Genomic DNA, 16,521 nt, shown 5'->3' with positions numbered 1-16,521 from the left:
CCTAGCCCTTTTAAACGATTAGCCAGTCTCTCTCAAAACCTATGAAAGTGAGCTGTTTGACTATGAATACGAAAGTGCTTTTCAACGATGGATGGGCATTTGCCAAAAGCGGTCTGGACGTTGTGTACCATGCCGGACTCCACTTCGAACCGGTTGATCTTCCTCATGATTGGTTGATTTATAATACGTTGGCGCTTTACGAGAATAGTATTGGCTGGTATCGCAAAACCTTTATAAGGTCGCGGAGTGATCGGGAGCTCCTGCTCTGCTTTGACGGCGTGTACATGGATTCTAGCGTATATGTAAACGGTCAGTTGATGGGCGAATGGAAAAATGGCTATGCGTCCTTCGAGCACGAAATAACGGATGCGATTATCGAGGGTGAAAATGAAATCGTCGTAAAAGTGGTGCACGAGAGCCCGAACAGCCGCTGGTATTCAGGAGCAGGCATCTACCGCAACGTCTGGCTCAAGGAGCAAGGCAACAATCACATTGTCACAGGTGGCGTCTATGTTACAACCAGGCTGCAAAATGGCGACAGCGGTGGTAGTTGGCTGGTGGAAGTGGACACAGACGTGCACATTGATGAAGATGTGCTTCTGTCGCATGATATCGTCTTCCAAGGACGGACAGTCGTGTCTACTTCGGAACGGGTAAAAGCAGGCGGCGGCCTGATTGCAAAAAGCAGTCAAACATTAACCGTAGATGCTCCCTTCTTATGGAGCACGGATGAACCAAGCTTGTACCAAATCATTACGCGAATGCAGCGACAATTGTCGGAATCGGGCGGGGAAGATGGCTGCGAGGACGAAGAATTGGAGACGCTCACACATCCTCTAGGCTTCCGAAGCATCGTTCTTGATCCCCAGCTAGGACTTCAGGTGAATGGGAAAAAGCTGAAGCTGAACGGGGTTTGCGAGCATCATGATTTTGGTGCTTTAGGGGCGGCGTTCAACATCTACGCGCTGCGAAGAAGATTTGAGCTGCTGAAAAAAATGGGCGTAAACGCCATCCGCACAGCGCATAATATGCCGGCTCCTGAACTCATGGATTTGGCAGATGAGATGGGACTATTCGTTGTTACGGAAGCGTTCGATATGTGGGAGCGACCCAAAACGGCTTACGATAACGCAAGGTTTTTCAAGGAGTGGGCGTACGCGGATGTGAGAAGCTGGGTGCTCCGGGATCGGAATCATCCAAGCCTGCTCATGTGGAGCATCGGGAATGAAATTTACGATACGCATGCGGACGAGCGGGGGCAGGAAATCACCAGAATGCTCATGGATTACGTTTTGGAGTTCGATCCGAAGCAGAATGCCCGAGTTACGATTGGTTCGAATTATATGCCGTGGGAAAATGCGCAGAAATGCGCCGATATCGTGAAGGTCGCTGGCTACAATTACGCGGACAAATATTATTTCAAGCATCATGAGGAGCATCCGGATTGGATCATCTACGGCAGCGAGACCGCCTCGGTCGTCCAGAGCAGAGGCATTTATCATTTCCCCTTCGAAAAATCAATTCTTGCCGACGATGACGAGCAATGCTCGGCTCTTGGCAACAGCTCGACAAGCTGGGGAGCCAAGTCGGCGGAGGCTTGTATTTTGGCGGAGCGGGATACGCCGTTTTCGCTTGGCCAGTTTTTGTGGACGGGATTCGATTATATTGGAGAGCCGACGCCATATCATACGAAAAATTCCTATTTTGGCCAGCTAGATACGGCTACGTTCACGAAGGATTCCTATTACATTTACCAGGCTGCTTGGACGGATTATAAAACGAAGCCAATGGTTCACCTCTTCCCGTATTGGGATTTTAATGCTGGCCAAATAATCGATGTCAGGGTCTGCTCGAATGCGCCTAAGATTGAGCTGCAATTTAATGGAGATACGATTGGAGTTTGCGACATTGATCACGAGCACGGAACAGAGCTTGTTGGCTGGTGGAAGGTGCCTTATGCGGAAGGGGAACTGAAGGCCATCGCCTATGATGAGCGTGGTAATGTGATTGCAACCGATGTTCGAACATCGTTCGGGGATGCGATAAAGCTTCGTCTCGGGGCCGATAAAGAGGTGCTGGAGGCGAACGGTACGGATTTGATTTTTGTGGAAATTGGCATGCTGGATAATCAGGGGCATTCGGTAGACAATGCGAACAATCGTGTTCATGTCGAGGTGACGGGCGCAGGCCGCTTGCTGGGGCTGGATAATGGTGACAGCACGGATTTTGATCCGTATAAGGGTACAAGCAGAAGGCTGTTCAGCGGCAAGCTGATGGCGATTATTGGGGCGACGCTTTCACCAGGGAAAATCCGAATCGAGGTTTCCTCCGAGGGGGTGGAGGCTGTGGCCGCGGAATTCGAGTCGCATACTGCGAGCGATATAAGCTTGGAAGGCATTTCAGCCAACACGAGCAATCAAGAGCTGGAATGCGTGACGGGGGAGGATGCAGAAACGCCGCTTCGTAAAATCGAAATCATTAGCGACTCTGGGCAAGTTATTAATGAATCGACCAAAGTAATTATTGTTCGAGCTAAGCTATGGCCGGAAAATACGTCGTATCGAGAGGTGGAGTGGCGTGCCGTAACGGACGAAGGGATCGATTCGAACATTGCCAAGGTCGAAGCATATGGGCTTGAGGCGAGGGTATCGGCTATCGGCGACGGCGCTTTTCGCTTGCGCTGTACGAGTAAGAACGGCACGGACAAGACGAAGCTGATTTCCCAGCTGGAGTTTAAAGCAACAGGTCTCGGAACCGCCTACAAGGACCCGTATAGCTTCATCTCGGCGGGGCTTTACGATTACAGCAAAGGCGATGTTGGGAATGGCAACGAAAGAGGGGTAGCAACGAGCCGAGATGGTGAAACGCAAGTAGGCTTTCACGATATCGACTTCGGTCCTTATGGCTCCGATACGATTACGCTGCCAATCTTCGCCTTGTCTAGCGAGGAGTATGCGCTGCAAATTTGGGAAGGAATGCCCGGCGTTGAGGGCAGCAGCCTAGTTGCCGACGTCATTTATCAGAAGCCGTCCAGGTGGAACGTCTATCAAGAGGAAACGTATCGCCTGACCAAGAGACTTCGCGGCATTACGTCGCTTTGCTTCGTGCTTCGCCAGAAGGTGCACATTAAAGGATTTTCTTTTGAACGCCAAAATCGGGCTTTCGAACAAAATGCAGCAGCCTCCTGCGATCGGGTTTATGGCGATACCTTTACCTTTGCAGATGGGCGTGTGGAGGGCATCGGCAATAATGTCTCGCTGGAATTCGCGTATATGGATTTTGCGGCTGAAGGCGCTTCGAAGCTGGTCCTTAATGGGAGCTCACCGATTGATAAAAATACGATCCATATTCGATTCGCTGGCGAGAACGGCGAAAGCAATCAGCTCGTAGAGTTCGAGAAATCGAACGGATACGAAGAGCGGACATTTGAATTGGAGCAAATAACAGGGCTGCAGAAGGTGACCTTTATTTTCCTGCCGGGCAGCAGCTTCGACTTTGGCTGGTTCCGCTTTTTGCATTTATAATAGGAGATGCTGAATAGGAAGAGATGATGGCGGAGCAAACTTTACTATAGAGCAGAAGGTAGGGATTCGGATGAATGTTGAAGAGGTTATGCAGGAGCTTGAAGTGCTCGGCAAGGAGCGTACCAAAAAAATATATGTATCCAATGGAGCTCATGAGCCGTTGTTTGGCGTGGCGACAGGTGGGATGAAGCCAATCGCCCGGAAAACGAAAAAAAATCAGCCGCTGGCCGAGCAGCTTTATGCGACCGGAAATTATGACGCGATGTATTTTGCCGGCGTTATTGCGGAGCCTGAGGCGATGTCGGAGGCTGACTTTGACCGCTGGATAGACGCTGCCTATTTCTTCATGCTGTCTGATTACGTCGTAGCGGTAACGCTAGCAGAAACGGATATTGCGCAGCAGGTAGCTGATAAATGGATTGCAAGCGGCGAGGAGCTGCGTATGTCCGCAGGTTGGAGCTGTTATTGCTGGCTGCTTGGCAGCCGTAAGGACAGTGAGTTTTCCGAGAGCAAGCTGGCCGGGATGCTGGATAAGGTCCGTGATACGATTCACGATGCTCCTGAACGCGCCAAATACGCAATGAATAATTTCGTCCATACGACAGCCGTATCCTATGTGCCGCTGCATGACAAGGCAGTCGAAACCGCCGCGGCTATTGGCCCGGTGGAGGTGACGGAAGCGAAGTCCAAGAGCAAGCTTCTTGATGCCGCAGGCAATATTCAGAAGGCTGTCGATAAAGGGCGAATCGGCTTCAAACGCAAATATGTAAGGTGCTGACGGAAAGAGAGAGTAGAAGAATAAGTGAAGGGTTACCTGAAGGCGGTTAATCAACAGCCTTCAGGTGATCCTTATTTTTATTTACTTTAGACGGTAGCCCTTTCCGAAAAGTCTGCTCCTTTCTCCAGGTGCAAGTGCCGGGCAGGTTTTTTTATGTGATGATCCTCGATGCGAAACGAAAGGCGAGGCAGGAAATCGCGCATCGAATGTCAAATGAAAGGAGGATGCAGATGTAAGGACGGAGGCGTAACAGCATGATTGCCCAATCGAAAATTCGCATTCCCCAAGTACGAAAATCCTTGGTGTCTCGGCCTAAGCTGATGCGCAAGCTCGATATGGGGTTGAATACGAAGCTGACACTGGTGTCGGCGCAGGCAGGCTACGGCAAAACGACGGGGATTAGCGAATGGGCGAAGCAGCAGCACGTCGCTCGCGTCGCTTGGGTCTCGCTAGATAAGCTTTAAAGGCTATACCTTCTAATCGACCTAGATAATCGCCTTCGGGATCGTATTCACATCCGGCTGCTCCAGAGCATGGCCTATCGGATATATTCGAAGCTTCGTGGATGAAGGGGAAATTATGCTCGGGATGCTTGACGATTTCATGAAGGCTAAGCAAGAGGGGAGTGTAACCTCGGTATCGCTGGATTATGTCGGGCGGCTTCTGAAAGCGCTGAAGGAGGAGCTGAGCCATAAGCCGTCCCCGAAAAAAATCTTGACCAAGCAGGAAATGAATATACTCATTCTGCTTGCGGATGGACTGTTAAACAAGGAGATTGCTGATAGGCTGCAAATCTCGAGTGGTACCGTGAAGTTCCATCTAAAGAATGTGTATCGCAAGCTTGAGGCTCACAATCGCATACAAGCCCTGCAGCAGGCCAGACAATTGGGGCTTTTGACTTGAGGAAATCTGTGCGGCATCATGATATTGAAGGGGGAAATGAAGATGACAACTAATCCAAACAGCTCTACAAAGGAGCTGTCTACGGAGCAGCGTGAGGCATTGCTTAAAGCCTTGAACGCCCGTTTTGATAAAAATATGGATCGGCATAAAGGTCTTGAATGGGCTAATGTACAAGCAAAGCTTGAAGCTCAAACCGAAAAGCTATGGTCGCTTCATGAAATGGAGAGGACCGGCGGTGAACCGGATGTTGTTGATTATGACAAGGAGACGGGCGAGTTCCTTTTTTATGATTGTTCGGCAGAAAGTCCTAAAGGTCGCAGAAGCATTTGCTACGACCGTGAAGCACTGGAGTCACGCAAAGAGCATAAGCCGCAAAATAGTGCGATGGAAATGGCAGCAGACATGGGGATAGAGCTTTTAACAGAAGAACAGTATCGAGAGCTGCAGGAGCTTGGGAAATTCGATTTGAAAACGTCCAGTTGGGTGAAAACACCCGCTACTATTAGAGAGCTCGGCGGTGCTGTTTTTTGTGATCGTCGCTATAACACAATCTTCATGTATCACAATGGAGCAGATTCCTATTACGGCGCTAGAGGGTTCCGGGGCTGGTTAAGGGTCTAGCCTAAAGCCATCCTTCATCCGTGGCGACGTAGATGATGTCTGTCACCCAAGCTTGATTCGGTGCCTCGGGGCGGAATTGACGATTCCGTATATTCCCGGCAACGAGCAGATTCATTGAACTATCTTAGTTATCTGGCTTTAATATCAGTATCCTGAAAAGGTAGGACCCATGGATAAATTTGATGATCTAGAGAAACTTATTAAACTCACAGGAGATCGCGCTAAGCTGGATGCAAAAGCTAACGACACATATATTGTATATAAAACGTCGGAAGGTCAAATTGTAAAAGAATACAACAATGGAGATATTGTCCCCATTGCAAATTCGGATATCTCTCATGCATAAACAGAATAGATAACAGCAGTGCTGAAGGTGATAGAGTGCTTCAAATAAGTGATGGTTTGATCACACATCGTGTGGATTCAATTCCCAGTTGGGCCGAACAAATTGAAAAAACATATTTGAAGTGAGAAGAACACCTGTACTTTATGGGCTGTTCTTCTTTAATTTGTAGGGAAGTGCGAATATTTACTCGCTTACAAAACTCTGAGGTTTTTTCATTTGAACATAGAGGATTGAGGATTGGTTATTGTATTATAGATGATAGAGAGACTTCCTCTAGAGGTAGTTATTAATAGAGAACATAGGAGGAATACATGTCCTGGAGCAAAATGAAACAAAATCTGGAGAGCTTTCTTAGTCCTACGTTACATGGAAGGGTCGAATACCGTGCAACCAGCTACCGATATTTAATTGATAAAGCAGGGCTTTGTTATATTGCAGTAGATAAGAAGAACGTGCTCAATATGAGTGATACCACTAACTCAATCAGATGGTATCAGACGGAGCTGGAAATTAAGAATGATTCAAGCATCCAAATTCCTATCAGCCATGAAGAAATGGAAGCCATCAGAAAAGAGACCAAGGGGTTAGTTCCGGAGGATCGTCTAATCGTAATTGCCCGAAGCAGAAAAATATCTGAACATGCAAAGGAGCTTTTGGCGGCACAGTCATCCTTAAGCAAATCAAATTTTATCACCGTAGCGACTAAGTTTTTATCCATTTCTATTGAGGAAAGCATGGAGAGCCATGATATCTTATTGAATATACTAGCTTTGGTGGACAGGCGCGTCGGGAAAAAGCGGATTTTAAATATGAGCGAGAAGATGAAGCTAAAGCATCCCATTGTGCAGTATTTTTATGAACTACGGCTTAGTACATTTTGAAAATAAAAGCCTAGATGTAATCAGATTTTTGTGAAATATAAGAATTTATAAATTTCCCCCATACATATTTGAATTTGTGTTCTCCATACAGAAAAGGATACCTGCAAAAAAGTTGAAGGAGACAACAACGGATGATTCGTGTAATGCTCATTGATGATGAGGAAGATGCGCTGGATTTGTTGGAAATTTTGCTCGGGCAAATGGGAGATGTTCAAGTCGTAGGAAGATATATCAATCCGCTCCAAGCGATTGAGGTTTTAGGCCATTCCCCCGTAGATGCCGTGTTTCTAGATAACCAAATGCCGGGAATGAAAGGCACGGAGGCTGCCAGAATAATTAGAAGCAGATTTCCACAAATGCCGATTGTATTCACAACAGCCTATGCGGAATATGCGGTCGAAGCGTTTGAAATTCAGTCCATCGACTACCTGCTGAAGCCATTTACGATAGATAGATTGCAGAACACGGTTTCGCGCATTAAACAATCCTTATCTGAGTCCGTTATTCTTTCACGCCTAGTAGCAGATATCGCCCCTGTCGTCCAATGCTTGGGTGGCTTTCAGCTTGTATTGCCGGGCGACATGAGTAAGGGGCTGACATGGAAAACGAAGAAGGAAAAGGAGCTTTGCGCGTTTTTGATCCATTATGCCGGAAAGTCTGTGAATACCGCCTCCATCATTGAGGCGCTATGGCCGGGCTATGATCTGAACAAGGCGAAGACCTATTTGTATACATGCCTGTCCTATTTAAGAAAAAGCCTGTCTGAACATCATATTCCGATTCATATTACGAAAGCGAATCAAGGATTCAGTGCTGTATGGGATGGGGTGGCGGTCGATGTCATCGAATTTGAGCAGTTGCTCAGCAGCACATTGGCCGAAGTGGAAATGGATGAAGCGTCTTATCATAAAATAAACCAGATGTACAAAGGCGAATATATGGAGGCCTGCGATTTTGGATGGGCCACTTCTAGACAGTTAGGGATTAAAGCCTCGTATGTCCGTGTGCTTCGCAAAGGATACATGCATTTTCAAAGTAAGGGCAATCTTTCACTTGCGTTGGACAGCCTGCAAAGGCTGTTGTCGCTGGCCCCAGATGCGGAGATTGACGGACGCGAGTTGATTAAGCTGCATTTGAAGATAGGCAATCGAAATGAGGCGTACCGTGTCTGTCTACAGCTGCAGCAAGCGGTTCGCTTGCATTTGGGAGCAGAGCTAGAGGCAGAGACCTTGCGGCTGATTGAAGAAACGACGGACCAAATAGAGCGGCATGCCCGATGAGAAAAGAAGTTGCGGCGGCGCTCATTACCTTATCTCTGTTAATTGCAACCTACGTCATGCTGTTGACTTATTCAACGATCCAGCTGAAGCCTATGCCAACAGCAGTAAATGGGGTTATGGACTTGACCGCATGGAGCTTCGAGGAGGATGGAGCCGTTCGGCTGGACGGGCAGTGGGAGTTTTATCCGAAGCAATTGCTCATCCATCAGTCGGCTCTTTCTTCTACTGCTACGGGGGATTTGTCACCGGCGCTCATTCAGGTTCCTGGATCATGGTCAAAGCAGATGGATACCCTTGGCATGGCGACCTATCGCTTGCAGCTTCAGATGGGTGATGCAGGTGCAGTCTACGGCTTGAAAACAGCGTCGATCCTGATTTCCAATCGGCTCATTGTTAACGGCGAAGTCGTCGGATCAAGCGGGAATCCCGCTGAGGAAGAGCAATACAAAGCACTTAATAAACCATATGTGAGCTATTTCACCCTGCAGCCAGGGTGGAATGAAATTCTGGTTCAGGTAGCCAACTATGAATTTCGGGTTGGCAGCGGGATCGGTGAATCCCTTCTCTTAGGCAAGGCTGAGCAAATTGCCGGAGTTCGCGATCAGGCGACCGCTCATGATTGGGTTTCGTTAACGGCCTTTCTAATCATAGGATTGTATTTTATTGGAATGTTTTCCCAGAGAAGAAGTGATTGGTCACTTGCAGTATTTGGCGCAGTGTGCATATGTATCGCTATATTTACAAGTATCAGCGGCGAAAGAGTGTTATTCAATGCGGTTGGTCCATTGCCGTTCTGGCTTTATTTCCGTATTCAAATGGTCGCGTCAGTTGGTGGTAGTCTAGGATTTTTCCTATATATATATATTGCTTTCCGGCCCTACTGCTTTAAATGGCTCAATCGAAGCGGTCTGGTTCTCGGGGTGATCCTTGCCTTGCTTAATATGGGCTTCGCCTCCCAGCTTTCAACAGGACCTTTTCGCCAATTGACGTCGCTTTATGTTACGATCTCGTTTCTGTACGCCACGTATGTATTCGTATATACGGCACTACACAAAGTAGCGGGCAGCGGGTATTTAGCTGTAGCGGCAATGGCATTGAATGCGCTAGTGCTGAACCAGAATATGAATATTTATTTTGGCGTACCGATCTATGCGCTTCCCCCGATTGAGCCTTTTCTTGTTTTGCTGATGCTCGCCTTGCTGATGTCGCTCCGTTTCTCGAACGCTTTCCATAAAATTGAGGAGCTGTCCGGGCAATTGCTGCAAGCGGACAAGCAAAAGGATGATTTTCTCGCTCGAACCTCGCATGAATTCAAGACACCGCTTCACGGTGTAATGAATATTTCCCAGTCCATGCTAAGCGATGACGTGCATCCGCCAACTGCGGAACAACGGGAAAAGCTTCAGTTGATTACCGACATTACAAGGAAGCTTTCACAGCTCGTTTATGACATCTTGGACTTATCTAAGCTGAAGCAGGGTGAAATGAGAGTGGTTCCGGCACCAATCGACGTTCGTTCGGTAGCGGAGGTGCAAGTGCGCTTTTATTCCTATTTGTGCACGGAAAACCAGATTGGGCTCGTGAACCATGTGCCGGCGCAGCTGCCATCTGCTTTTGCCGATGAAATCCGCTTGAGTCAAATTATCGGAAATTTGCTGGATAATGCGATTAAGCATACAAAAAACGGGGAGATCATCATTACCGGAAGAGAGCAGGGAGGAAGGCTCGAAATTTCGGTGCAGGATACAGGAGAAGGCATTGAGCCGCAAGACCTTCCATTTATTTTTGAACCATTCAAATCACTTGAGGGAGCACAGCATCGCGGCTTTGGATTAGGGCTGCCTATTGCGAAGCAGCTGGTCGAGCTGCAACAAGGAACGATTGCGGTTGCTTCCACGCCGGGAGTCGGTTCGACCTTTACCTTCACTCTTCCGATTGCCGAGGAGCGGGGAGAAGCGTCATGGTCCTCATCCGATTCAAACCATCAGGCCATGCTCAAGGAACCTAATTATTCCTTCGCTACGCCGTACTATTCGAATCCGAGCGGGAAGCATACGGTACTAATTGTCGACGATCAGTATGTGAACTTAAAAGTTTTAATAGACGCACTTCAAGCACTCGACTATCAAGTGATCGCGGTCAAGAACGGCTATGAGGCGCTGGAGCAGCTGGATCAATCGGGCAGAATCGATCTCGTTATCCTTGATTTAATGATGCCGGGCATGTCTGGCTATGAAGTGTGCCAGGAGATTCGTAAACGATATTCGCTGCTGGAGCTGCCCGTTCTAATGGTTACGGCAGCTTATCAGCCGCAAGATAAGGTGGCAGCCTTCCAAGCGGGGGCGAACGATTATTTGCCGAAGCCGTTTGATCTCGAGGAGCTTAAGGCAAGAATCGGCAGCTTGCTCGCGCTGAAGGAATCGCTTGCCCGAGCAGTTAATCTGGAAGTGGCGTTTTTACAATCGCAGATCAAACCGCATTTTTTATACAATGTGCTGAATAGTATTGTGGCATCAAGCTATACGGATGTGGAGCGCGCGCGGAAGATGATTGTTGATTTGGCCGATTACTTGCGAGGCAGCTTTCGGTTCAGCAATGCGGAGGAACGCATAGGTTTTTCAGAAGAGTTTAGTCTCATTCGGACGTATGTGGAGATTGAACGAGCTCGCTTTAAAGAGCGTATTCGCTTCGAATATGTAATTGAGGAAGCTGCCTATAGCTTGCGAATGCCGCCGCTTTTGTTGCAGCCGCTTGTAGAAAATGCAATCCGTCATGGCATTGGCGATCGAATTGAAGGCGGCACAGTGACAGTGACGGTGGGAAATTTGGATGGGAATTGGAAATTTGTTGTAGCCGATGATGGAGCAGGGATCGCGCCTGAACGATTGAGGATGCTGCTTGAACGAGACGTTCCAGATGAGTCGCAGGGGGTCGGCTTGCGGAATATTAACAAGCGCTTGAAATATGAATACGGGATTTCGCTGGAAATAGAAAGCGAACTAGGGCACGGTACGAAAGTCACCATACGCATCCCTGCCTCGCGGGTTTAACAGGCGGCTTCCGCTTAACGCTATAGGTTCTCATAACAGGCTCACATCGTTTTACGATGAGGCCTGTTTTTTATGTAGAAAATTGTCGATTTTTAAGGTTTTTTTAAGGTGTCTTCCTGTATGCTGAACTAAATCATTTGGACTAGATGACATAATGATAATGCGGAGAGGAAGATGCAGTTTGGTCCCATTAATGAGTAAGCGTAGAAATAACGATAAAATCCGAAAAACGATACATATCTTACTTGCCGTTATGCTTTTAATACCGCTTCTATCAAGCGCAGGTACGGCCTCGGCAGCAGCCCTCGGGTGGTCGTCAGTGGATGGCGGCGGTGTGAACGGCTTGAACGTAAATGCTGCAAGAGATGGCAACAACACAACACTAGCTGTATTCAACAACGAATTATATGAAGCATGGTATGAAACGAATGGAACGGCGAACCAAATACGTGTTAAGAAATATAACGGCACGAGCTGGACGAGCGTCGACGGTAACGGGGCAAATGGCTTGAACGAAAATTCTTCAAGGGCGGCCGTTACCCCTGCGATGACTGTATTTGAGGATGCTTTATATATCGCGTGGGTTGAAAGAAACGCAGTATCCGGCGTAAGCCAAATTAAGGCAAAGGAATATAATGGAACGAGTTGGACGAGCGTGGTTGGTGGCTCAAACGGGTTAAACATCGACGCCTCAAAAGAAGCATCAAACCCTACATTGCTTGTACACGACAATAACTTGTATGTAGCGTGGAGTGAGGTTAACGACAGCAACGCAAATCAAATCCGAGTCAAGAAGTTTGACGGCGGTGCCTGGACAAGCGCTGACGGTGGCGGTGTGAACGGTTTGAACGCAAATACTGCAAGGGGAGCAGCTGTCCCTAAAATGGCTGAATACAATGGTTTTTTATATTTGGCGTGGTATGAAACCAACGGAAGCGCTAATCAAATTCGGGTCAAAAAATATGATGGGGCGAATTGGACGTCGATTGACGGCGGCGGTACGACTGGTTTGAATGTAAATGTGGCAAAAACCGGGGCCAATGTTTCATTGGCTGTATTCAACAATGCCTTATATTTGGCGTGGGACGAAATAGCCGAAACGAATGATAATCAAATTCGAGTCAAGAAATACGACGGAAGCACTTGGACGAGTGTGGACGGCAACGGGATGTATGGTATAAACAAGCAGACTGATTACAGAGCAAACTATGTTGTGTTAACGGCGCTTAATAACGCTTTATATGCAGCGTGGTCGGAGTACAATGGAACGGCTTTTCAAATTCGGGTCAAAAAGTATGACGGTACGAGTTGGACGAGCGCAGATGGAAATGGAGTAAACGGTCTGAATGCAAATGTCTCGAGATTGGCACAATTTCCTGCAGCAGCAGGGTTAAACAATGTTTTATATGTTGGGTGGCAGGAGACGAACGGATCGGTTGTTCAAATTCGGACGTCCAGTTATGTGCCACCTGTGCCTCCGACAATTAACAGCGTAACTGTGAGTCCAAGCACCGCAAGCATTGTGCAAGGAGGAAGCAGACAGCTCACGGCTGCGGTGGATGCAGCAGGTGGAGCAGCAACGACGGTGACTTGGACGAGCAGCGACTCGAGCAAGGTCATGGTGAACAGCACGGGGAATGTAACTGTGGTAGCGGATGCCGCGCCGGGCGATTACACAATCACAGCAACGTCGACGGTGGATAGTAGCAAAACAGGAACGTCGACGATTACCGTCACAGTGGCGCCGGCTATCAACAGCGTAAGTGTGAGTCCGAGCACTGCAAGCGTTGAGCAAGGAGGAAGCAGACAGCTCACGGCTACGGTGGATGCAGCAGGTGGAGCAGCGACGACGGTGACTTGGACGAGCAGCGACTCGAGCAAGGTCACGGTAAACAGCACGGGGAATGTAACCGTAGCTGCGAATGCAACACCGGGTGATTACACAATAACGGCAACGTCGACAGTGAATAGCAGTAAAAAAGGCACGTCTACAATAACCGTAACGGCCGCACCAGCAGTTAACAGCGTAAGCGTGAGTCCGGGCAGCGCAAGCGTTGTACAAGGAGGAAGCGAGCAGCTCACAGCTACGGTGGATGTTGTAGGAGGAGCAGCAACGACGGTCACTTGGACAAGCAATGACGCGAGCAACAAGGTGGAAGTAGACAGTACCGGGAATGTAACCGTAGCAGCGGATGCAACGCCGGGTGATTACATAATCACGGCAACGTCAACGGTAGATAACAGCAAAAAAGGCACGTCGACGATTACGATCACGGCAGCGCCAGCCATCAATAGCGTAAGCGTGAGTCCGAATAGCTCTAGCGTTGAGCGGGGAGGAAGCAAGCAGCTCACAGCATCAGTAGATGCAGTGGGAGGAGCGGCGACGACGGTCACCTGGACAAGCAATGACGCGAGTAACAAGGTGGAAGTAGATAGCACAGGGAATGTAACGGTCGCATCGGACGCCGCGCTAGGCGATTACACGATCACGGCAACGTCAACGGTGGATGGCAGCAAAACAGGTATAGCGACGATTACCGTCACAGTAGCGCCAGCAGTCAACAGCGTAAGCGTGAGTCCAAGCAGCGCAAGCGTCGTACAAGGAGGAAGCGAGCCGCTCACAGCTAGAGTAGATGCAGTAGGAGGAGCGGCAACGACGGTCACTTGGACGAGCAACGACGGAAGCAACAAGGTGGAGGTAGACAGCACGGGGAATGTAACCGTTGCGGCGGATGCCGCGCCTGGCGATTACACAATCACGGCAACGTCAACGGTAGATAATAGCAAAACAGGAACATCGACGATTACCGTCACAGCAGCAGCTTCCTATTCGATCGCTGCAATAACAGATCAAACGTTAACGGCACTAGTTCAGGGATACCAATCAGGTACCCAAGAGACTAAAACCATTCCAGTCATGAATACTGGAACTGGAGATTTATTGAACCTGTCGGCTGCGCTTAGTGGCGCAAACGCTAACGATTTTGTAGTGACACAGCCGGATGCTACTTTAACTGGCGGCGCAACAACAAGCTTTGACATTCATGCAAAAGATGGTTTGCCAGCAGGCACATACACGGCAACGGTAACCGTATCTGCGGATCATATGACATCTGTCTCATTTATCGTCACGCAAGTCGTAAACTTGCCGAATGCTCCCGAAAATCCACAAAATCTTGTGGCTGTCGGCGGTGACCGCCAAGTTACGCTGAACTGGGGTACAGTATCGGATGCGCTACAATATCGCATTTATATGGCAACAGATGCTGACCCAAATAACCTCGTTGAAGTGGCGATTGTCACATCACCTACTTACAACGCGCAAAATCTGGTCAACGGCACCACCTATTACTTTGTAGTAAAATCAGAAAACGTAGGCGGCTTGAGCGGGGCGTCTAACCACACAAGCGCGACTTCATCAACCATCCCGGGAGTGCCAGCTAACGTATCCGCTGTGGCGGGCAACGGACAAGCTGTCGTAACCTTTACGGCTCCTACTGATAACGGTGGAAATGCGATTACAGGCTATGAAGTGACTGCTTCGCCTGGTAACATCAGCGTGATCGGAGGAGCAAGTCCGATTACGCTCACAGGCTTGACGAATGGAACAAGCTACACCTTTACGGTAAAAGCAATTAATGATACGGGTAGGAGTGCTGCTTCTGCGGAATCGAATGCAGTCATCCCGGCAGCATCAAATACACCATCTCAGCCTTCCGTTCCATCCACATCGGGCACTACGAACACTGTGATCAACGGTGTGAATATTCTGGTTAACGGAAAAGTTGAGAATGCGGGTACCGCCACGGTTACAAAACGAAACAATCAAACCGAAATAACGGTGATTGTGGATCAGAAAAAACTGGATGAGAGACTTGCTGCGGAAGGGCAGCATGCGGTAGTCACGATTCCGATTGACCAAAAATCCGACATCTTCGTTGGCGAGCTGAACGGTCAAATGGTGAAAAACATGGAGAACAAGCAAGCTGTTCTTGTGTTCAAAACTGAAAATGCGACCTACACGCTTCCAGCAGGGCAAATCAATATCGGTGCTATATCTGAGCAGGTTGGGGAATCAATAGCCTTGCAAGACATTAAAGTAAGGATTGAAATTGCCAATCTGACAACAAATACGTTGGAGATTGTGGAGAACGCAGCAGCCAAAGGCCAGTTCACGCTTGTCGGCCAGCCGCTGAGCTTTACGGTGAGAGCAGTATATGGAGATAAGATCATCGAAGTAACGAATTTTGACGCTTATGTGGAAAGAACGATTGCGCTTCCGGATGGCGTTGATCCCGGCAAGATTACGACTGGAGTAGTCGTTGAGCCGGATGGCTCCGTACGCCATGTACCGACTAAAATTCGAAATATTAACGGGAAATATGAGGCTCAAATCAATAGCTTGACCAACAGCGATTATGCGGTCGTCTGGCATCCGCTCGAATTTAGCGATATGATGAATCATTGGGCGAAAAATGCCGTTAACGACATGGGGTCGCGGATGGTTGTCGGCGGAACGGGCAACGGGCTGTTCAGCCCTGACCTGGAGATTACCCGTGCCGAATTTGCAGCGATCATTGTACGCGGACTAGGACTCAAGCTGGAAAATGGAGCAACGCCATTCTCGGATGTGAAATCAACCGATTGGTTTAGCGGGGCGGTTAATACAGCTTATTCCATGCAGCTTATCAACGGCTTTGAAGATGGCACGTTCCGACCGAATGACAAAATTACAAGAGAACAAGCAATGATTATTCTAGCCAAAGCGATGGCGATAACCGGGCTGAAGGCTAAGCTGCTTGAGCAATCGATAGATGCAGCCCTTCGTCCGTTTGAAGATGCAGCGGAAGTGGCCACATGGGCACAAAGCAGCGTTGCGGACAATGTACAGGCTGGCCTTGTATTTGGCAGAAGTGGAGCTTTACTTGCGCCGAAGGGGAATATGACCCGAGCCGAGGTCGCAACTATAATACAGAGATTATTGCAAAAATCGGATTTGATTTAAGCAGCAGACCCCATAAAGTCCTGCCACTATCCAGCGCGAGGCTGGATAGTGGCAGGACTTCTTATCTTTTTTGACAGATGTATAGACCATGAGTGCTAATTCCCAGTATGCTTTTTTCTCAATTACACCATTC

Annotated in this window: 10 protein-coding genes; all 10 read left to right on the top strand. The window is 48.5% G+C overall.

The window, feature by feature from the left end; genetic code table 11:
• Nucleotides 1-62: 62 nt before the first annotated feature.
• On the top strand, nt 63-3,524 hold the full coding sequence (locus AC50YG_RS07330) for a glycoside hydrolase family 2 TIM barrel-domain containing protein (protein WP_494825818.1): 3,462 nt from the start codon (nt 63-65) through the stop codon (nt 3,522-3,524).
• A 70-nt stretch (nt 3,525-3,594) separates the two neighbouring features.
• Nucleotides 3,595-4,302, top strand: a complete 708-nt coding sequence (locus AC50YG_RS07325) for a DNA alkylation repair protein (RefSeq protein ID WP_494825816.1) — start codon at nt 3,595-3,597, stop codon at nt 4,300-4,302.
• A 254-nt stretch (nt 4,303-4,556) separates the two neighbouring features.
• Nucleotides 4,557-4,766, top strand: coding sequence for a hypothetical protein (locus AC50YG_RS07320; protein WP_494825814.1), 210 nt, complete (start codon nt 4,557-4,559; stop codon nt 4,764-4,766).
• Between the two features lie 139 nt (nt 4,767-4,905).
• Nucleotides 4,906-5,205 carry a response regulator transcription factor gene (locus tag AC50YG_RS07315; RefSeq protein ID WP_494825813.1) on the top strand — a complete coding sequence of 100 codons (300 nt, stop codon included), beginning with the start codon at nt 4,906-4,908 and terminating at the stop codon, nt 5,203-5,205.
• Between the two features lie 42 nt (nt 5,206-5,247).
• Nucleotides 5,248-5,826, top strand: a complete 579-nt coding sequence (locus tag AC50YG_RS07310; protein ID WP_494825811.1) for a DUF4256 domain-containing protein — start codon at nt 5,248-5,250, stop codon at nt 5,824-5,826.
• A gap of 169 nt (nt 5,827-5,995) precedes the next feature.
• A complete protein-coding gene (locus AC50YG_RS07305; protein ID WP_494825810.1) occupies nt 5,996-6,172 on the top strand; it encodes a hypothetical protein in 177 nt (58 codons plus the stop codon).
• Nucleotides 6,173-6,483: 311 nt separating this feature from the next.
• Nucleotides 6,484-7,053, top strand: a complete 570-nt coding sequence (locus AC50YG_RS07300; protein ID WP_473756483.1) for an SF0329 family protein — start codon at nt 6,484-6,486, stop codon at nt 7,051-7,053.
• Nucleotides 7,054-7,184: 131 nt separating this feature from the next.
• Complete coding sequence (locus AC50YG_RS07295; RefSeq protein WP_494825808.1) at nt 7,185-8,333, top strand: response regulator; 1,149 nt, start codon at nt 7,185-7,187, stop codon at nt 8,331-8,333.
• The gene (locus tag AC50YG_RS07290; RefSeq protein ID WP_494825807.1) at nt 8,330-11,383 is read left to right on the top strand and encodes a sensor histidine kinase; all 3,054 of its coding nucleotides are present in this window, start codon (nt 8,330-8,332) and stop codon (nt 11,381-11,383) included. Before AC50YG_RS07295 ends, AC50YG_RS07290 begins: the two co-directional genes overlap by 4 nt.
• 193 nt (nt 11,384-11,576) lie before the next feature.
• The gene (locus AC50YG_RS07285; protein ID WP_494825805.1) at nt 11,577-16,388 is read left to right on the top strand and encodes an Ig-like domain-containing protein; all 4,812 of its coding nucleotides are present in this window, start codon (nt 11,577-11,579) and stop codon (nt 16,386-16,388) included.
• Nucleotides 16,389-16,521 lie beyond the last annotated feature (133 nt).

It is taken from the genome of Paenibacillus sp. J31R34 (genome assembly GCF_059383715.1).
Note: the sequence above shows the minus strand (reverse complement) of the source record. Positions and strands in the feature narration are given on the sequence as shown.